The sequence below is a fragment of the Streptomyces sp. NPDC040589 genome, assembly GCF_055594445.1.
In genome coordinates, this window is the sequence record NZ_JBVIWP010000013.1 from 69194 (window position 1) to 88652 (window position 19459).

The 19459-nt window shown below is 71.1% G+C and carries 17 protein-coding genes; 15 read left to right on the plus strand and 2 right to left on the minus strand.

Annotated features, from left to right (window positions below):
• Positions 1-143 precede the first annotated feature (143 nt).
• The gene (bldD, locus tag ACZ58V_RS37700; RefSeq protein ID WP_018570201.1) at positions 144-647 is read right to left on the minus strand and encodes a transcriptional regulator BldD; all 504 of its coding nucleotides are present in this window, start codon (positions 645-647) and stop codon (positions 144-146) included.
• 266 nt (positions 648-913) lie between these two features.
• Between bldD and pyrR the strand changes: the two genes are divergently transcribed.
• The 14 genes from pyrR to ACZ58V_RS37770 all read left to right on the plus strand — a co-directional run bounded on the left by pyrR (position 914) and on the right by ACZ58V_RS37770 (position 17511).
• Complete coding sequence (pyrR, locus tag ACZ58V_RS37705) at positions 914-1480, plus strand: bifunctional pyr operon transcriptional regulator/uracil phosphoribosyltransferase PyrR (protein ID WP_184597184.1); 567 nt, start codon at positions 914-916, stop codon at positions 1478-1480.
• A gap of 98 nt (positions 1481-1578) precedes the next feature.
• Positions 1579-2556: an aspartate carbamoyltransferase catalytic subunit gene (locus ACZ58V_RS37710; protein ID WP_184597182.1), complete on the plus strand. Its 978-nt coding sequence runs from the start codon at positions 1579-1581 to the stop codon at positions 2554-2556.
• Between the two features lie 5 nt (positions 2557-2561).
• Entirely contained in the window at positions 2562-3848 is a 1287-nt protein-coding gene (locus tag ACZ58V_RS37715) for a dihydroorotase (protein ID WP_468199011.1), read from the plus strand.
• Complete coding sequence (locus tag ACZ58V_RS37720; RefSeq protein WP_468199009.1) at positions 3845-4414, plus strand: PH-like domain-containing protein; 570 nt, start codon at positions 3845-3847, stop codon at positions 4412-4414. The genes ACZ58V_RS37715 and ACZ58V_RS37720 overlap by 4 nt, the downstream gene beginning before the upstream one ends.
• Complete coding sequence (carA, locus tag ACZ58V_RS37725) at positions 4411-5553, plus strand: glutamine-hydrolyzing carbamoyl-phosphate synthase small subunit (RefSeq protein WP_471295755.1); 1143 nt, start codon at positions 4411-4413, stop codon at positions 5551-5553. The genes ACZ58V_RS37720 and carA overlap by 4 nt, the downstream gene beginning before the upstream one ends.
• Positions 5546-8854: a carbamoyl-phosphate synthase large subunit gene (gene carB, locus ACZ58V_RS37730; RefSeq protein ID WP_468199005.1), complete on the plus strand. Its 3309-nt coding sequence runs from the start codon at positions 5546-5548 to the stop codon at positions 8852-8854. The genes carA and carB overlap by 8 nt, the downstream gene beginning before the upstream one ends.
• Positions 8855-8924: 70 nt before the next feature.
• A complete protein-coding gene (locus ACZ58V_RS37735; RefSeq protein ID WP_468199003.1) occupies positions 8925-10031 on the plus strand; it encodes a quinone-dependent dihydroorotate dehydrogenase in 1107 nt (368 codons plus the stop codon).
• Entirely contained in the window at positions 10028-10873 is an 846-nt protein-coding gene (pyrF, locus tag ACZ58V_RS37740; protein WP_468199001.1) for an orotidine-5'-phosphate decarboxylase, read from the plus strand. Before ACZ58V_RS37735 ends, pyrF begins: the two co-directional genes overlap by 4 nt.
• A 277-nt stretch (positions 10874-11150) precedes the next feature.
• Positions 11151-11474, plus strand: coding sequence for an integration host factor (locus ACZ58V_RS37745; protein ID WP_003977346.1), 324 nt, complete (start codon positions 11151-11153; stop codon positions 11472-11474).
• 58 nt (positions 11475-11532) lie between these two features.
• Positions 11533-12126, plus strand: a complete 594-nt coding sequence (gene gmk / locus ACZ58V_RS37750) for a guanylate kinase (protein ID WP_382841061.1) — start codon at positions 11533-11535, stop codon at positions 12124-12126.
• 70 nt (positions 12127-12196) lie between these two features.
• Positions 12197-12469 carry a DNA-directed RNA polymerase subunit omega gene (gene rpoZ, locus ACZ58V_RS37755; RefSeq protein WP_003988945.1) on the plus strand — a complete coding sequence of 91 codons (273 nt, stop codon included), beginning with the start codon at positions 12197-12199 and terminating at the stop codon, positions 12467-12469.
• A gap of 115 nt (positions 12470-12584) precedes the next feature.
• Positions 12585-13787: a bifunctional phosphopantothenoylcysteine decarboxylase/phosphopantothenate--cysteine ligase CoaBC gene (gene coaBC, locus ACZ58V_RS37760; RefSeq protein ID WP_471295847.1), complete on the plus strand. Its 1203-nt coding sequence runs from the start codon at positions 12585-12587 to the stop codon at positions 13785-13787.
• 237 nt (positions 13788-14024) lie between these two features.
• Positions 14025-15233 (plus strand): methionine adenosyltransferase, encoded by a 1209-nt coding sequence (gene metK / locus ACZ58V_RS37765; RefSeq protein WP_468198997.1) that lies wholly within the window; start codon positions 14025-14027, stop codon positions 15231-15233.
• Positions 15234-15357: 124 nt separating this feature from the next.
• Complete coding sequence (locus ACZ58V_RS37770; RefSeq protein ID WP_471295761.1) at positions 15358-17511, plus strand: primosomal protein N'; 2154 nt, start codon at positions 15358-15360, stop codon at positions 17509-17511.
• 87 nt (positions 17512-17598) lie between these two features.
• Here the strand turns inward: ACZ58V_RS37770 and ACZ58V_RS37775 are convergent, their stop codons facing one another.
• Positions 17599-18150 carry a hypothetical protein gene (locus ACZ58V_RS37775; RefSeq protein WP_193480188.1) on the minus strand — a complete coding sequence of 184 codons (552 nt, stop codon included), beginning with the start codon at positions 18148-18150 and terminating at the stop codon, positions 17599-17601.
• A gap of 318 nt (positions 18151-18468) precedes the next feature.
• On the opposite strand from ACZ58V_RS37775, the gene fmt reads away from it, so the two are divergent.
• The gene (gene fmt / locus ACZ58V_RS37780; RefSeq protein ID WP_468198992.1) at positions 18469-19401 is read left to right on the plus strand and encodes a methionyl-tRNA formyltransferase; all 933 of its coding nucleotides are present in this window, start codon (positions 18469-18471) and stop codon (positions 19399-19401) included.
• Positions 19402-19459 lie beyond the last annotated feature (58 nt).

A 19459-nucleotide genomic window follows, 5' to 3' on the forward strand; every position in this document is an offset into this window, starting at 1 on the left:
CGCGTAAAACTAGGCCTGCCCGGTCTTTCGGTCTGCCCAGAGGCGGGGGAGACACGCCCAAAAAAAAAGCTAAGCGAGCGCACCAAAACCCCGTCCCCCCCCCCCCCCCCCGGCGGCACGTTTCTGCGCTGGCCCCTGAGGGCTCAGGCCTCCTCGTGGGAGGCGACCGCGCGGCGCGCGTCCGCGTCCAGGACACCCCAGCTGATCAGCTGCTCGGTGAGGACGGACGGCGACTGGTCGTAAATGACGGCGAGTGTGCGCAGGTCGTCCTGGCGGATCGAGAGCACCTTGCCGTTGTAGTCACCGCGCTGCGACTGGATCGTGGCCGCGTAGCGCTGCAGGGGGCCCGCCTTCTCGGCCGGCACCGTGGCCAGCCGCTCCAGGTCCAGGACCAGCTTCGGCGGCGGCTCGGCGGCGCCGCCCGGGGTGGTGCCCGGAAGCAGCTCCTGCACGGGGACGCCGTAGAAGTCCGCCAGCTCGGCGAGGCGCTGTACGGTCACGGCGCGGTCGCCGCGCTCGTACGAACCGACCACGACCGCCTTCCAGCGTCCCTGGGACTTCTCCTCGACACCGTGGAGGGAAAGGCCCTGCTGGGTGCGGATCGCCCGGAGCTTGGCCCCGAGCTGTTTGGCGTATTCGCTGGACATATAGCTCCCCGGCACTGTGTCGACGCGGTCAGCTGTGTTGCCGGGCCGCGCGGCTGGTAACTCACTGTGAGGTTACGCAGCGTTACTCTGCCGCGTCAAGCCGAATGGTCCGCACCGACTCTTCCGTGGTATCAGCACTCGGTTAGGCCGAACGGGTGATCCGGGAGGGCTGTCGGAGTGATCGCGGGGACCTGCTACCGTGTATGGCGCAATCCCGACGTCCTTTAAGGTCCGTCCCGTGAGGCGGAGAAGGAGGTCCGTTTCGTATGGACACGCACGACACGCAGTCCGATGCCCGGCCCGTTCTCGAAGGGCCCGACATCGCGCGGGTGCTGACCCGCATCGCCCATGAGATCGTCGAGCGCGCCAAGGGCGCCGACGACGTGGTGCTCCTCGGCATTCCGACCCGGGGCGTCTTCCTCGCCCGGCGGCTCGCCGACAAGCTCGAGCAGATCACCGAGCGCAAGGTTCCGTGCGGCTCGCTCGACATCACCATGTACCGCGACGACCTGCGCATGCACCCGCCGCGTGCGCTGGCCCGCACCGAGATCCCCGGTGACGGCATCGACGGCAAGCTGGTCGTCCTCGTCGACGACGTGCTCTTCTCCGGCCGCACCATCCGGGCCGCCCTCGACGCGCTGAACGACATCGGGCGCCCGCGCGCGGTGCAGCTCGCCGTCCTCGTCGACCGCGGTCACCGCGAACTGCCCATCCGCGCCGACTACGTCGGCAAGAACCTCCCCACGTCGTTGCGGGAGACGGTCAAGGTCCAGCTCGCCGAGGAGGACGGTCGCGACACCGTGCTGCTCGGTGCCAAGCAGACCTCCCAGTAGCGCCTCAGGCGTACGCCGCTGTCGTACGCCGGCTCAGTGCGCCCTCGGGCGCGCCCGTCTGCCCGAATTCTCCTGAACTGCCTTACGGAGCCTGACAGATGCAGCGTCATCTCATCTCGGCCGCCGACCTCACCCGCGACGACGCCGTCCTGATCCTCGACACCGCCGAGGAGATGGCCCGGGTCGCCGACCGGCCGATCAAAAAGCTGCCGACCCTGCGCGGCCGCACGATCGTCAACCTCTTCTTCGAGGACTCCACCCGGACCCGGATCTCCTTCGAGGCCGCCGAGAAACGGCTGTCGGCGGACGTCATCAACTTCTCCGCCAAGGGCTCCAGCGTCTCCAAGGGCGAGTCCCTGAAGGACACCGCCCAGACCCTTGAGGCCATGGGCGTCGACGCCGTGGTCATCCGGCACGGCGCCTCCGGAGCCCCGTACCGGCTGGCGAACTCCGGCTGGATCGACGCGGCCGTCGTCAACGCCGGCGACGGCACCCACCAGCACCCCACGCAGGCCCTGCTGGACGCCTTCACCATGCGCCGCCGCCTGGTCGGCACGGACGCCGGACTCGGCCGGGACCTCGAGGGCAAGCGCATCACGATCGTCGGCGACATCCTGCACAGCCGGGTCGCCCGCTCCAACGTCGACCTGCTGCACACCCTCGGCGCCGAGGTCACCCTCGTCGCCCCGCCGACCCTGGTGCCCGTCGGCATCGAGACCTGGCCCTGCGAGGTGTCGTACGACCTCGACAGCACGCTGCCCAAGTCCGACGCGGTGATGATGCTGCGAGTACAGCGCGAGCGCATGAACGCCGCCTTCTTCCCGACCGAGCGCGAGTACTCCCGGCGCTACGGCCTCGACGGCGACCGCATGGCGCGGATGCCCGAGCACGCCGTCGTGATGCACCCCGGCCCGATGGTCCGCGGCATGGAGATCACCGCCGAGGTCGCCGACTCCGACCGCTGCACCGTCGTCGAGCAGGTCGCAAACGGAGTGTCCATCCGGATGGCCGTCCTGTACCTGCTGCTCGGTGGCAACGAACCCGCCGTCACCCAGTCCCGTACCGAGGAGAAGTAAGACCCATGAGCAAGATCCTGATCCGTGGTGCGAAGGTGCTGGGCGGCGAGCCGCAGGACGTGCTGATCGACGGCGGGACGATCGCCGAGGTCGGCAGCGGGCTGTCCGCCGAAGGTGCCGAGATCGTCGAGGCCGACGGCAAGGTGCTGCTGCCGGGCCTGGTCGATCTGCACACCCACCTGCGCGAGCCCGGCCGTGAGGACTCCGAGACCGTCCTGACCGGCACGCGGGCGGCGGCCAGCGGCGGCTACACCACCGTGTTCGCCATGGCCAACACCTTCCCCGTCGCCGACACCGCCGGTGTCGTCGAGCAGGTCTGGCGGCTCGGCAAGGAGCACGGCTACTGCGACGTCCAGCCCATCGGTGCCGTCACCGTCGGCCTGGAGGGCAGGAAGCTCGCCGAGCTGGGCGCCATGCACGAGTCGGCCGCCGGCGTCACCGTCTTCTCCGACGACGGCAAGTGCGTCCACGACGCCGTGATCATGCGCCGCGCCCTGGAGTACGTGAAGGCCTTCGGCGGTGTCGTCGCGCAGCACGCGCAGGAGCCGCGGCTGACCGAGGGCGCCGAGATGAACGAGGGCATCGTCTCCGCCGAGCTGGGGCTCGGGGGCTGGCCCGCGGTGGCCGAAGAATCGATCATCGCCCGGGATGTCCTGCTCGCGGACCACGTCGGCTCCCGCGTCCACATCTGCCACCTGTCGACCGCCGGGTCCGTCGAGATCGTCCGCTGGGCCAAGTCCCGCGGCATCGCCGTCACCGCCGAGGTCACCCCGCACCACCTTCTCCTCACCGACGAGCTGGTCCGCTCCTACAACCCGGTCTACAAGGTCAACCCGCCGCTGCGCACCGAGCGCGACGTGCTGGCCCTGCGCGAGGCGCTCGCCGACGGCACGATCGACATCGTCGCCACCGACCACGCCCCGCACCCGCACGAGGACAAGGACTGCGAGTGGGCCGCGGCCGCCATGGGCATGGTCGGCCTGGAGACCGCGTTGTCAGTGGTGCAGGAGACCATGGTCGACACGGGTCTGCTGGACTGGGCCGGCGTCGCCGACCGGATGTCCGTCAAGCCCGCGCAGATCGGACAGGCCACGGGCCACGGACGTCCCGTCTCGGCAGGTGAGCCCGCCAACCTCACCCTGGTCGACACGGCATACCGTGGGCTCGTGGAACCCGCGGGCTTCGCCTCGCGCAGCCGCAACACCCCCTACGAGGGGCGCGAGCTGCCGGGCCGTGTGACGCACACGTGGCTGCGGGGCAAGGCCACGCTCGTCGACGGGAAGCTCACGTGACACCTGTATTCCTGCTGGCCGCCGAGAAGGAATCGGCGCAAGTGACCGACTGGGCCGCCCGCATCGGCTGGGTCGTCGGCCTCGCCCTGTTCGTCGCGCTCGTCTACTGGCTGATGCGCGAGGGCTGGAAGTGGCGCGGCACCCTCCAGGGCGACCTGCCCGAGCTGCCCGTCACCCCGGACGACCCGGGCCCCGGGAAGCTGGCCATGAGCGGCCGCTACCACGGCTCCACCACGGCCGGTCAGTGGCTCGACCGCATCGTGGCCCAGGGCCTGGGTACCCGCAGCCGCGCCGAGCTCACCCTCACGGACGCCGGGCTCGACGTCGTACGCCCAGGGGCGAGCGACTTCTTCGTCCCGGCCGCACAGCTGCGTGAGGCCCGGCTCGACAAGGGCATCGCCGGCAAGGTCCTCACCGAGGGCGGCCTGCTGATCGTCACCTGGGCGCACGGCGACCGGCTGATCGACTCCGGGTTCCGCTCCGACCACGCGGCCGAGCACAACGAGTGGGTCGAAGCCATCAACTCCATGATCGAAACGAACACCAGGGAAGGCGCCGAACGATGACCACCTCCACCAGGGGAGCCGTCAAAACTCCCGCCGTACTCGTCCTGGAGGACGGCCGGATCTTTCGCGGCCGTGCTTACGGGGCCGTGGGGGAGACCTTCGGCGAAGCGGTGTTCTCCACCGGCATGACCGGCTACCAGGAGACCCTGACCGACCCCTCGTACCACCGCCAGGTCGTGGTGATGACCGCGCCGCACGTCGGCAACACCGGCGTGAACGACGAGGACCCCGAGTCGAAGAAGATCTGGGTCTCCGGATACGTCGTGCGCGACCCCGCGCGCGTGCCGTCCAACTGGCGCTCCCGGCGCTCGCTGGACGAGGAGCTGGCGAAGCAGGGCGTCGTCGGCATCTCCGGCATCGACACCCGCGCCCTCACCCGCCATCTGCGCGAGCGTGGCGCCATGCGCGTCGGCATCTTCAGCGGGGAGGCGGTGCGGGAGGACGGCACGCTGCTGGCCCGCGTCCAGGAAGCCCCCCAGATGAAGGGCGCGAACCTCTCCGCCGAGGTCGCCACCACCGAGCCGTACATCGTGCCCGCGATCGGTGAGAAGAAGTTCACCGTCGCGGCCGTCGACCTCGGTATCAAGGGCATGACCCCGCACCGCATGGCCGAGCGCGGCATAGAGGTGCACGTGCTCCCCGCCACCGCGACCGTCGAGGACGTCTACGCGGTCGACCCGGACGGCGTGTTCTTCTCCAACGGCCCGGGTGACCCGGCCACCGCCGACCACCCCGTCTCCGTCATGCGGGGCGTCCTGGAGCGCGGCACCCCGCTCTTCGGCATCTGCTTCGGCAACCAGATCCTGGGCCGCGCGCTCGGCTTCGGCACCTTCAAGCTGAAGTACGGCCACCGCGGCATCAACCAGCCGGTGCAGGACCGTACGACCGGCAAGGTCGAGGTCACCGCGCACAACCACGGCTTCGCCGTCGACGCACCGCTCGACCAGGTCTCCGAGACCCCGTTCGGCCGCGCCGAGGTGTCGCACGTCTGCCTGAACGACAACGTGGTGGAGGGGCTGCGGCTTCTCGACCGCCCCGCCTTCAGCGTCCAGTACCACCCCGAAGCGGCAGCCGGCCCGCACGACGCCGCCTACCTGTTCGACCGCTTCGTATCCCTGATGGAGGGCCAGCGTGCCTAAGCGCACCGATATCCAGTCCGTCCTGGTCATCGGCTCCGGCCCGATCGTCATCGGCCAGGCCGCCGAATTCGACTACTCCGGCACCCAGGCGTGCCGCATCCTGCGCGCCGAGGGCCTGAGGGTCGTCCTGGTGAACTCCAACCCGGCGACGATCATGACCGACCCGGAGATCGCCGACGCCACGTACGTCGAGCCGATCACCCCCGAGTTCGTCGAGAAGATCATCGCCAAGGAGCGCCCGGACGCCCTGCTGCCCACCCTGGGCGGCCAGACGGCCCTCAACACGGCCATCTCGCTGCACGAGGCGGGGACCCTCGACAAGTACGGCGTCGAGCTCATCGGCGCCAATGTCGAGGCGATCAACAAGGGCGAGGACCGCGACCTCTTCAAGGAGGTCGTCGAGGCCGTCCGTGCGAAGATCGGGCACGGCGAGTCCGCCCGCTCGGTCATCTGCCACTCGATGGAGGACGTCCTCGCCGGCGTCGAGACGCTCGGCGGCTACCCGGTCGTCGTCCGCCCCTCCTTCACCATGGGCGGCGCCGGCTCCGGCTTCGCCCACGACGAGGAGGAGCTGCGCCGCATCGCCGGGCAGGGCCTCACGCTCTCGCCGACCACCGAGGTGCTCCTGGAGGAGTCCATCCTCGGCTGGAAGGAGTACGAGCTGGAGCTGATGCGCGACAAGCACGACAACGTCGTGGTGGTCTGCTCCATCGAGAACTTCGACCCCATGGGCGTGCACACCGGCGACTCGATCACGGTCGCGCCCGCGATGACGCTGACCGACCGCGAGTACCAGACCCTGCGCGACATCGGCATCGCCGTCATCCGCGAGGTCGGCGTCGACACCGGCGGCTGCAACATCCAGTTCGCGGTGAACCCCGAGGACGGCCGGGTGATCGTCATCGAGATGAACCCGCGCGTGTCGCGTTCCTCGGCGCTCGCCTCCAAGGCGACCGGCTTCCCGATCGCCAAGATCGCGGCCAAGCTCGCCGTCGGCTACACGCTGGACGAGATCCCGAACGACATCACGCAGGAGACCCCGGCCTCCTTCGAGCCGACGCTCGACTACGTGGTCGTGAAGGCCCCGCGGTTCGCCTTCGAGAAGTTCCCGAGCGCGGACGCCACCCTCACCACCACCATGAAGTCGGTCGGCGAGGCCATGGCCATCGGCCGCAACTTCACCGAGGCCTTCCAGAAGGCCCTGCGCTCGCTGGAGAAGAAGGGCAGCCAGTTCACCTTCGTCGGCGAGCCCGGCGACAAGGCTCTCCTCCTGGAGGAGGCCGTCCGCCCCACCGACGGCCGCATCAACACCGTCATGCAGGCCATCCGCGCGGGCGCCACGCCCGAGGAGGTCTTCGAGTACACGAAGATCGACCCGTGGTTCGTCGACCAGCTCTTCCTCATCAAGGAGATCGCCGACGAGCTGGCCGAGGCGCCCGAGCTGACCGCCGACCTGCTCGCCGAGGCCAAGCGGCACGGCTTCTCCGACACGCAGATCGGTGAGATCCGCGGCCTGCGCGAGGACGTCGTCCGCGAGGTGCGGCACGCGCTGGGCATCCGCCCGGTCTACAAGACGGTCGACACCTGCGCCGCCGAGTTCGCCGCGAAGACGCCGTACTTCTACTCCTCCTACGACGAAGAGAGCGAGGTCGCGCCCCGCGAGAAGCCGGCCGTCATCATCCTGGGCTCCGGCCCGAACCGCATCGGCCAGGGCATCGAGTTCGACTACTCCTGCGTCCACGCCTCCTTCGCGCTGAGCGACGCGGGCTACGAGACGGTGATGGTCAACTGCAACCCGGAGACCGTCTCCACGGACTACGACACCTCCGACCGCCTGTACTTCGAGCCGCTGACGCTCGAGGACGTGCTGGAGATCGTCCACGCCGAGCAGCAGGCCGGACCCGTCGCGGGTGTCGTCGTCCAGCTCGGCGGCCAGACCCCGCTGGGCCTGTCGCAGGCGCTCAAGGACAACGGCGTGCCGATCGTCGGCACCTCCCCGGAGGCCATCCACGCCGCCGAGGACCGGGGCGCCTTCGGACGGGTCCTCCAGGAGGCCGGCCTCCCGGCCCCCAAGCACGGAACCGCCACCACCTTCGCCGAGGCCAAGTCCATCGCCGACGAGATCGGCTACCCGGTCCTGGTCCGCCCGTCGTACGTCCTGGGCGGGCGCGGCATGGAGATCGTCTACGACGAGACGCGCCTGGAGGCGTACATCGCCGAGTCGACCGAGATCAGCCCGTCCCGGCCGGTCCTGGTCGACCGCTTCCTCGACGACGCGATCGAGATCGACGTCGACGCGCTCTACGACGGCCAGGAGCTCTACCTCGGCGGCGTCATGGAGCACATCGAGGAGGCCGGCATCCACTCCGGCGACTCGGCGTGCGCCCTGCCCCCGATCACGCTCGGCGGCTTCGACGTCAAGCGCCTGCGCGCCTCCACGGAGGGCATCGCGAAGGGCGTCGGCGTCCGCGGCCTGATCAACATCCAGTTCGCGCTGGCGGGCGACATCCTCTACGTCCTGGAGGCCAACCCGCGCGCCTCCCGGACCGTCCCCTTCACCTCGAAGGCGACGGCGGTGCCGCTGGCCAAGGCCGCCGCCCGGATCTCGCTGGGCGCCACGATCGCCGAGCTGCGCGCCGAGGGCCTGCTCCCGGCCACCGGCGACGGCGGCGAGCTCCCGCTCGACGCGCCGATCTCCGTCAAGGAGGCGGTCATGCCGTGGTCGCGCTTCCGCGACATCCACGGGCGCGGCGTCGACACGGTCCTCGGCCCGGAGATGCGCTCCACGGGCGAGGTCATGGGCATCGACTCCGTCTTCGGCACGGCGTACGCCAAGTCGCAGGCGGGCGCCTACGGCCCGCTGCCCACCAAGGGCCGCGCCTTCATCTCGGTCGCCAACCGCGACAAGCGCTCGATGATCTTCCCGGCGCGCGAGCTGGTCGCCCACGGCTTCGAGCTGATGGCCACGTCCGGCACGGCCGAGGTGCTCAAGCGCAACGGCATCAACGCCACCGTCGTGCGCAAGCAGTCCGAGGGCACCGGCCCGAACGGCGAGAAGACCATCGTCCAGCTCATCCACGACGGCGAGGTCGACCTCATCGTCAACACCCCGTACGGCACGGGCGGCCGCCTCGACGGCTACGACATCCGTACGGCGGCCGTGGCACGGTCCGTGCCGTGCCTGACGACGGTCCAGGCGCTCGCGGCGGCGGTCCAGGGCATCGACGCCCTCAACCGCGGCGACGTGAGCGTCCGCTCGCTCCAGGAACACGCGGAACATCTGACCGCGGCCCGCGACTAGCAGCCCCGAGGGGGACACCGGAAACGGTGTCCCCCTCTTCGTGAGGACGCCACGTCTTCGTGAGGACATCATGTACAAGATCTTCTTCAGTCTCGTCTTCAAGCGGCTGGACCCGGAGCAGGCGCACCACCTCGCCTTCCGCTGGATCCGCCTGGCCGCCCGCGTCCCCGTGCTGCGCACCTTCCTCGCGGCCGCCCTCGCGCCCCGCCACAAGGAGCTGCGCACGGAGGCCTTCGGGCTGCGCATGCACGGCCCCTTCGGGCTCGCGGCGGGCTTCGACAAGAACGCCGTGGGTATCGACGGCATGGCGATGCTCGGCTTCGACCACGTCGAGATCGGCACGGTGACCGGCGAGCCGCAGCCCGGCAATCCCAAGCAGCGGCTGTTCCGGCTGGTCAAGGACCGGGCGCTGATCAACCGCATGGGCTTCAACAACGACGGCTCGCTGCGCGTCGCCGCCCGTCTGGCCTCCCGTACGCCGGTCTTCAGGACCGTCGTCGGCGTCAACATCGGCAAGACCAAGGTCGTACCCGAGGAGGAGGCCGTCGCGGACTACGTGAAGTCCGCCGAGCGGCTGGCGCCGTACGCCGACTACCTCGTGGTCAACGTCTCCTCCCCGAACACGCCCGGTCTGCGCAATCTGCAGGCCACGGAGGCGCTGCGCCCCCTGCTGAGCGCCGTCCGCGAGGCCGCCGACGGCGCGGTGTCCGCACGGCGTGTCCCGCTCCTGGTCAAGATCGCGCCGGACCTCGCCGACGAGGACATCGACGCCGTCGCCGACCTCGCCGTGGAACTCGGCCTGGACGGGATCATCGCCACCAACACCACCATCGCGCGCGAAGGACTCGGCCTGAGGTCCGACCCCGCCCTGGTCAAGGAGACCGGCGGCCTGTCCGGGGCGCCCCTCAAGGAACGCTCCCTGGAGGTCTTGCGCCGCCTCTACGCGCGCGTGGGCGACCGGATCACCCTGGTGGGCGTGGGAGGCGTCGAGAACGCCGAGGACGCCTGGCAGCGCATCCTGGCCGGTGCCACGCTGGTCCAGGGCTACAGCGCCTTCATCTACGAGGGGCCCTTCTACGCCCGCGACCTCCACAAGGGGCTCGCCGCGCGCCTGCGCACCAGCCCGTACGCCACGCTCGCCGACGCGGTGGGCGCCGACGTGAGGAAGACGGCATGAGTGGTCTCGAACCCTTCGGCGCGCGTCTGCGCCGGGCCATGGACGAGCGCGGCCCGCTCTGTGTCGGCATCGACCCGCACGCCTCCCTGCTCGCCGAGTGGGGCCTGAACGACGACGTGGCAGGGCTGGAGCGGTTCAGCCGCACGGTCGTCGAGGCCTTGGCCGACCGGGTCGCGGTGCTCAAGCCGCAGAGCGCGTTCTTCGAGCGGTTCGGCTCGCGCGGACTGGCCGTCCTGGAGACGTCGGTGGCCGAGGCCCGGGCGGCGGGCGCCCTGGTCGTGACGGACGCCAAGCGCGGCGACATCGGCTCGACCATGGCCGCGTACGCCGAGTCGTTCCTGCACAAGGACGCGCCGCTGTTCTCCGACGCGCTGACCGTCTCGCCCTACCTCGGCTACGGCTCGCTCAGCCCGGCCGTCGCACTGGCCCGGGAGAGCGGGGCCGGACTGTTCGTGCTGGCGCTGACCTCCAACCCGGAGGGCGGCGAGGTCCAGCACGCCGTACGGTCCGACGGCCGGAACGTCGGAGCGACGATGCTCGCGCACCTGTCCGCCGAGAACGCGGGGGAGGAGCCCCTGGGGTCCTTCGGCGCGGTCGTCGGCGCCACCCTCGGTGACCTGTCGTCGTACGACCTGGACATCAACGGCCCGCTCCTCGCGCCCGGCATCGGCGCCCAGGGGGCGACGCCGGCCGATCTTCCGGGGGTCTTCGGGGCGGCGGTGCGCAATGTCGTGCCGAACGTCAGCCGGGGAGTGCTACGCCACGGTCCCGACGCGGTCGCGCTGCGTGACGCCGCGGAACGCTTCGCGGAGGAGATCCGTCACGCTGTGACCTCCTCCTGACCACTTCCTGACCTTCTTGTGAGTCCTCCGACGAGTGGCCGGGGACGGGCTTGAGTCTGAATACATCCTCAAATCCGGGGCAGTATGTCCTAAATGTCTGTTCAGATGAAGGCTGACCAGGACTTTTCCGCTGTTCTCGCTGACTCTGGCGGACTTGCCCGCTAGTCTCCGACGAGAGTCAACGGGCAAGCGTGTTGCTCGTGGCTCCCCAGGTGTGGGGCGACTAGGTTCCTCACCGGTCCGTATCCGACAGTTCGACATCCGAGGTGACGTAGGCGTGGCTCTTCCGCCCCTTACCCCTGAACAGCGCGCAGCCGCGCTCGAAAAGGCCGCCGCGGCTCGCCGGGAGCGGGCCGAGGTCAAGAATCGACTCAAGCACTCCGGCGCCTCCCTTCACGAGGTCATCAAGCAGGGCCAGGAGAACGACGTCATCGGCAAGATGAAGGTCTCCGCTCTTCTTGAGTCCCTGCCGGGCGTGGGCAAGGTCCGCGCCAAGCAGATCATGGAGCGACTCGGCATCTCCGAGAGCCGTCGTGTGCGCGGCCTCGGGTCCAACCAGATCGCCTCCCTGGAGCGCGAGTTCGGCAGCACCGGTTCCTGAACCGGGCACTCCGGGGAAGCGAGTCCCGGGCACTCCGGGATTGCTGGATAATCGCTGCATGGCTGCAACACCCCGGGGGACGTCCCCCGTACCCCCGGACGTACGTCCGCGGCTGACCGTGCTCTCCGGCCCCTCCGGGGTCGGCAAGAGCACGGTCGTCGCCCATATGCGCAAGGAACATCCCGAGGTCTGGCTCTCCGTGTCGGCGACGACCCGCAAGCCCCGCCCCGGCGAGAAGCACGGAGTCCACTACTTCTTCGTCACCGACGACGAGATGGACAAGCTGATCGCCAACGGCGAACTGCTGGAGTGGGCCGAGTTCGCCGGCAACCGCTACGGCACGCCGCGTGCGGCCGTGCAGGAGCGCCTGGAGGCCGGTGAGCCGGTCCTCCTCGAGATCGATCTGCAGGGTGCCCGTCTGGTCCGGGAGTCGATGCCCGAGGCCCAGCTGGTGTTCCTGGCTCCTCCCTCCTGGGAGGAGCTGGTGCGCAGACTCACCGGGCGGGGTACCGAACCGCCCGAGGTGATCGAGCGCCGGCTCGAGGCGGCGAAGATCGAACTCGCCGCCGAGCCGGAGTTCGACACCACCCTGGTCAACACCTCCGTCGAGGACGTGGCTCGCGAGCTGCTAGCCTTGATGGACGTGGTGTGACCATCGCTGATCGATCCGATCCTCGCTGATCACCCCGACAGACTCTTTCCCACCCATCGGAAGGTAGAGCGTGTCCTCTTCCATCTCCGCGCCCGAGGGCATCATCAACCCGCCGATCGACGAGCTCCTCGAGGCCACCGACTCGAAGTACAGCCTCGTGATCTACGCGGCCAAGCGGGCCCGCCAGATCAACGCGTACTACTCGCAGCTCGGCGAGGGCCTCCTCGAGTACGTCGGTCCCCTCGTCGACACCCACGTCCACGAGAAGCCGCTCTCGATCGCCCTCCGCGAGATCAACGCGGGGCTGCTCACGTCCGAGGCCGTCGAGGGCCCGGCGCAGTAAGTAGTATTTCCAGCTTGACGCTGACTTTTCCACAGGCCCGGCAGGTCGACTGCCGGGCCTGTGGTGTGTCATGGAGTCGTACGTTGTGCCCGTTGCCGAGGTCCGGGGAGAACCGGTGGACAAGCCGAAGGTCGTTCTGGGGGTCAGTGGCGGCATCGCCGCGTACAAGGCCTGTGAGCTGCTGCGGCGGCTGACGGAGTCGGGCCATGACGTGCGCGTGGTGCCCACGGCCTCCGCGCTGCACTTCGTCGGCGCCGCCACCTGGTCCGCGCTCTCCGGGCACCCGGTCTCCACGGAGGTGTGGGACGACGTGCACGAGGTCCCGCACGTCCGCATCGGACAGCAGGCCGACCTGGTCGTCGTCGCCCCGGCCACGGCCGACATGCTCGCCAAGGCGGCCCACGGCCTCGCCGGCGACCTCCTGACCAACACCCTGCTCACCGCCCGCTGCCCGGTCGTCTTCGCCCCCGCCATGCACACGGAGATGTGGGAGCACCCGGCCACCCAGGAGAACGTGGCGACGCTGCGCCGCCGCGGTGCCCTCGTCATCGAGCCGGCCGTGGGCCGTCTCACCGGCGTCGACACCGGCAAGGGCCGGCTGCCCGACCCGGGCGAGATCTTCGAGGTGTGCCGCCGGGTGCTGGCCCGGGGCGTGGCCGAGCCGGATCTCAAGGGCCGGCATGTGGTGGTGAGCGCGGGCGGCACCCGCGAGCCCCTGGACCCGGTCCGGTTCCTGGGCAACCGCTCCTCCGGCAAGCAGGGCTACGCCCTCGCCCGCACCGCTGCCGCCCGCGGCGCCCGCGTCACGCTGATCGCGGCCAACAGCACCCTGCCGGACCCGGCCGGGGTGGACGTCGTCCCCGTCGGCACGGCCGCGCACCTGCGCGAGGCGGTGCTGACAGCCGCCGCCGACGCCGACGCCGTGGTCATGGCGGCGGCGGTGGCGGACTTCCGTCCGGTGGCCTACGCGGCCGGGAAGATCAAGAAGAAGGACGACCAGGAGCCGGAGCCGATCGCCCTGGTGCGGAATCCGGACATCCTCGCGGAGATCTCCACCGACCGGGTTCGCCCCGGACAGGTGATCGTCGGCTTCGCCGCGGAGACGGACGACGTGCTCGCCAACGGCCGCGCCAAACTGAAGCGCAAGGGCTGCGATCTGCTGGTGGTGAACGAGGTCGGGGAGCGCAAGACCTTCGGTTCCGAGGAGAACGAAGCCGTCGTGCTCGGCGCCGACGGCAGCGAGACCGCGGTGCCGTACGGACCCAAGGAAGCCCTGGCCGAAACCGTGTGGGACCTGGTGGCCGGGCGCCTCGGCTGATGTTTCAGTCGCCCTGCGCCTCGGCGAAACCCGGCCGATCGGGGCGTGGCGCCTCTGGCCAACGCCGCTCGCGATTGGGCAGAATGCCCGTGCCGCAGGTCACAGCACTCCCGAGTGGCGAGACAGGGGGGCCGTGGCCGAAGCGTGACCCGTAAACTGTTCCACGGACGGCGCGAGGTGCAGCCCTCGCCGTCCGCCAATGATCAGACAGCAGCCGCTGCAACCCCAGGGAGCGTTGTGTCCCGTCGCCTGTTCACCTCGGAGTCCGTGACCGAGGGTCACCCTGACAAGATCGCTGACCAGATCAGCGACACCATTCTCGACGCGTTGCTCCGCGAGGACCCGACTTCTCGCGTCGCCGTCGAGACCCTGATCACGACCGGCCTGGTGCACGTGGCCGGCGAGGTCACGACCAAGACGTACGCGGACATCGCGACGCTGGTCCGGAACAAGATCCTCGAAATCGGCTACGACTCCTCGAAGAAGGGCTTCGACGGCGCCTCCTGCGGCGTCTCGGTGTCGATCGGCGCACAGTCCCCGGACATCGCCCAGGGTGTCGACACGGCGTACGAGTCCCGTGTCGAGGGCGACGAGGACGAGCTCGACAAGCAGGGCGCGGGCGACCAGGGCCTGATGTTCGGCTACGCGACGGACGAGACCCCGACGCTCATGCCGCTGCCGATCTTCCTGGCCCACCGCCTGTCGAATCGCCTGTCCGAGGTGCGCAAGAACGGCACCATCCCCTACCTGCGCCCGGACGGCAAGACCCAGGTCACCATCGAGTACGACGGCGACAAGGCGGTCCGCCTGGACACCGTCGTGGTCTCCTCCCAGCACGCCTCCGACATCGACCTGGACTCGCTGCTGGCTCCGGACATCAAGGAGTTCGTCGTCGAGCCGGAGCTGAAGGCGCTGCTCGACGAGGGCATCAAGCTCGACACGGAGAACTACCGTCTCCTGGTCAACCCCACCGGCCGCTTCGAGATCGGCGGCCCGATGGGCGACGCCGGCCTGACCGGCCGCAAGATCATCATCGACACCTACGGCGGCATGGCCCGCCACGGCGGCGGTGCCTTCTCCGGCAAGGACCCGTCCAAGGTCGACCGCTCCGCGGCGTACGCGATGCGCTGGGTCGCCAAGAACGTCGTCGCCGCGGGTCTCGCCACCCGCTGCGAGGTCCAGGTGGCGTACGCGATCGGCAAGGCCGAGCCGGTGGGCCTGTTCGTCGAGACCTTCGGCACCGCCAAGATCGACGCCGAGAAGATCGAGAAGGCGATCGACGAGGTCTTCGACCTCCGTCCGGCCGCCATCATCCGCGACCTCGACCTGCTCCGCCCGATCTACGCCCAGACCGCGGCGTACGGCCACTTCGGCCGTGAGCTTCCCGAGTTCACGTGGGAGCAGGCGGACCGTGTGGACGCGCTGCGCAAGGCGGCGGGCCTGTAGGTCCGACGCCCTTACGGCACCGAGCGAGGCCCGGCACCCTTCGGGGGGCCGGGCCTCGTCGTGCCCCCCCCAGGGGCCTCGCCGGGGCCGCCGGTTGTCAGTGGTGTTTGGTAAGAATGCAAGCGTGAGCAGCGAGAACGGACAGGCGGACGGCGGTGCGCAGAGTGCGCCGCCCGAGCAGCTCGCGCTCATCCGGGAGAGCGTGCGGAAGGCCAACACGCCCCGGGCCAAGCCGCGGACCTGGCGGGGGGCCGCGCTCGCCAAGGAGCTGCCCGTCGCGCGCGTCCTCGTCGACAAGGGCGTGCTCCATCTCGACCGGTACTTCGACTACGCGGTGCCCGAGGAACTGGACGCCGAGGCCCAGCCGGGCGTGCGGGTGCGGGTGCGGTTCGGGGCCGGGCGGCACCGGGTGCGGGACGGACGGCGTGAGGGCGGCGGGCTGATCGACGGGTTCCTCGTCGAGCGACTGGCCGAGTCCGAGTACTCCGGGCCGCTGGCCGCCCTCGCCCAGGTCGTGTCGCCCGAGCGGGTGCTGAGCGAGGAACTGCTGGGGCTGGCCCGGGCGGTCGCCGACCGGTACGCGGGCAGCCTCGCGGACGTCCTGCAACTCGCGGTGCCACCGCGTAACGCGCGCGCCGAGCAGCGGGCCTCGCCCGCCCCCCTGCCGCCGCCCCCGGCTCCCGAGCCGGGATCCTGGCAGCGGTACGAGCGGGGAGCGGCCTTCGTGGAGTCCCTGGCGTCCGGCGGCGCGCCACGGGCCGTGTGGAACGCCCTGCCGGGGCCGCAGTGGAGCGAGGAACTGGCCCGGGCCGTCGCGGCGACCCTGGCCTCCGGGCGCGGGGCGCTCGTCGTCCTGCCCGACGGACGGGCCGTCGCGCGGGCCGACGCCGCACTGACCGCCCTGCTGGGGGAGGGGCGGCACGCGGTGCTCACCGCCGACGCGGGTCCCGAGAAGCGGTACGCGCAGTGGCTCGCGGTGCGGCGCGGTTCCGTACGGGCCGTGATCGGGACGCGGGCCGCGATGTTCGCGCCGGTCCAGGACCTCGGGCTCGTGGCCCTCTGGGACGACGGGGACGACAGCCACAGCGAGCAGCACGCTCCGCAGCCCCATGCGCGGGAGGTGCTCCTGCTGCGGGCGGCCCAGGACAAGTGCGGCTTCCTGCTGGGCAGCTGGGGCTGCACGGTGGAGGCCGCACAGCTCGTGGAGAGCGGGTGGGCCCGGCCGCTCGTCGCCGCGCGGGAGCAGGTGCGGGGAGCCGCTCCGCTCGTGCGCACCGTGGGGGACGGGGACCTCGCCCGGGACGAGGCCGCCCGGGCCGCCCGGCTGCCGACCCTCGCCTGGCAGGCCGTCAGGGACGGCTTGAAGCACGGCCCGGTGCTGGTGCAGGTGCCCCGGCGGGGATATGTGCCGCGCATGGCGTGCGCCAACTGCCGGGCGCCCGCGCGGTGCCGGCACTGCTCCGGGCCGCTGGAGACACGGGACGGCGGTGCCCTGTGCTGCGGGTGGTGCGGCCGCGAGGAGAGCGGCTGGCACTGCCCGGAGTGCGGTGCCTTCCGGCTGCGCGCCTCGGTGGTGGGCGCGCGGCGGACCGCCGAGGAACTCGGGCGCGCCTTCCCGGCGGTTCCGGTGCGGACCTCGGGGCGTGAACACGTGCTCGACACGGTCCCGGGGGCGCCCGCGCTGGTGGTGAGCACGCCGGGGGCCGAGCCGGTCGCCGAGGGCGGGTATGCGGCGGCGCTGCTGCTGGACGGCTGGGCCATGCTGGGTCGGCCCGACCTGAGGGCCGGGGAGGACGCGTTGCGGCGGTGGATCGCGGCCGGGGCACTCGTCCGGCCACAGTCGGCCGGCGGCACGGTGGTGGTCGTCGCCGAGCCGACGCTGCGCCCCGTCCAGGCGCTCGTGCGGTGGGATCCCGTCGGTCACGCGGTGCGGGAACTCGCCGAGCGGGCCGAGCTGGGGTTTCCGCCGGTGTCGCGGATGGCGGCCGTGTCGGGGCCGGCGGAGGCGGTGGCCGAGTTTCTCCGTACGGCCGAACTGCCGTCGGAGGCCGAGGTGCTGGGGCCGGTGCCGTTGCCCGTCCCGGCCGCGGGGCGACCGCGGCGGGTGGGGGCGCCGCCGCCGGGGGAGCAGTGGGAGCGCGCGTTGCTGCGGGTGCCGCCGGGGAAGGGAGCCGCGCTGGCCGCCGCGCTCAAGGCCGCGCAGGCCGCGCGGATGGCTCGGGGGAGTGCGAGCGGGGCCGGCGTCTGGGTGCGGATCGATCCGGCTGACATCGGGTGAGCTGCCGCGGAAGGTCCGGCGGGCATCGCCCGGATGTGCGGCTGCCCTCCCGAAGGCGTCCCGGGAGGGCAGGGCAAGGGGCGCGGTTCAGCCGTTGCGCGGGCCGGGGAACGCCGTCGGCCGTGCCTCGTCGCGGAGTGCGGGGCTGCCTGCCGTCGGCTGTGTGGGCATGGAGCGGGCCGCGGGGACCGTCGGGACCGTGGGCAGGCCGGTGGGCATACTGACCGTGCGACTGGCCGTCGGCTCCGGTGTGCGCTCCGGCTCGGCCGCGGCCGACTGGGCCGTGGCCGCGGCACGGCGTGCGCCGTAACGGCGGTGCACCGCCTGTTTGGTGACTCCGAGCGCGGAGCCCACCGCGTCCCAGGAGAAGCCGAGTGAGCGGTCGAAGTCCACTGCCGCGGTGACCAGGGTCTCGACACTGTCCCGCAGCTCCTGGGCGAGACGTACCGTCGGGGCGGGGGCGCGTCCGTAGACGACGAAGCCCGTGGAGGGGCCGGAGCGGCGCGGGCGGTAGACGTTGCCCAACTGGGCGGTGAGTGTGCGCAGTGCGTCCACCTGCCGGCGGACCCGCTCGATGTCCCGCACCAGCAAGTGCAGGCTGGCCCGAGCCTGGGCGTCGTGGGTTGCGTGGTCGGCCATGAACAAGCCTCTCGAACCGGCGTTGAAAGGAATGGGCCGTGATCACGGCCCGTTGTGGTCAACTCTGTCTTGACCAACGCGGATTCGCTCCGCGGGTCACGGTGTGGGGGCGTGGGGGCATATGCGTGCGCCCGTTTGCGCGGGGTGTGCGCCTGGGCCTTCGGCCTGGTCTCCCACTCGCGCACCGCCCGTAGCAGCCGATCAAGAGGTTGAGCTCTCCCATGGGGGCCGGGCGCCGTCGGCGGCTTTCCGTCGTATGGCTCATAGACTGGTGTGCTGCCCGTCGTTCATCCCCGCCCGAGAGGCCCCCACCACCCCATGAAGCTCGTCTTCGCCGGTACACCCGAGGTCGCCGTTCCCGCTCTGGACGCTCTTCTCGCCTCTGGGCGGCACGAGGTGGCCGCCGTCGTCACGCGGCCCGACGCGCCGGCCGGGCGCGGGCGCAGGCTGGTCGCGTCGCCCGTCGCCGAGCGCGCGGAGGAGGCCGGGATCGAGGTGCTGAAGCCCGCGAAGCCGAAGGACCCCGAGTTCCTGGAGCGGCTGCGGGAGATCGCGCCGGACTGCTGTCCCGTCGTCGCGTACGGGGCGCTGCTGCCGCGCGTCGCCCTCGACGTCCCCTCCCACGGCTGGGTCAATCTGCACTTCTCCCTGCTGCCCGCCTGGCGCGGGGCCGCGCCCGTGCAGCACTCCATCATGGCCGGGGACGAGATCACCGGGGCTTCGACCTTCCTCATCGAGGAAGGGCTCGACTCGGGGCCGGTGTACGGGACGGTGACCGAGGAGATCCGGGCCACCGACACCAGCGGGGACCTGCTGACGCGGCTCGCCTTCGCCGGTGCCGGGCTGCTCGCGGCGACCATGGACGGGATCGAGGACGGCACGCTGAAGGCCGTACCGCAGCCGGCCGACGGCATCAGCCAGGCCCCGAAGGTCAACGTCGAGGACGCCCACCTCGACTGGGGCGCTCCCGCGCTGCGCGTCGACCGGATGGTGCGGGGCTGCACCCCGGCTCCCGGCGCCTGGACCACGTTCCGCGGTGAGCGGCTCAAGCTCATCCAGGTCGCCCCCGTGCCCGACCGGACGGACCTCGCTCCCGGGCAGATCTCCGCGGGGAAGAACAACGTGTACGTCGGCACCGGTTCGTACGGTGTCGAGCTGCTGTGGGTGCAGGCCCAGGGCAAGAAGCCGATGAGGGCGGCGGACTGGGCGCGCGGCGTGCGGATCGGCGAGGGGGAGCGGCTCGGGGGCTGATGCCCCCGCTCCGGCGGCGTAGGCTGGACGGCGCACTTCTTCTCACACCCGGAGCACC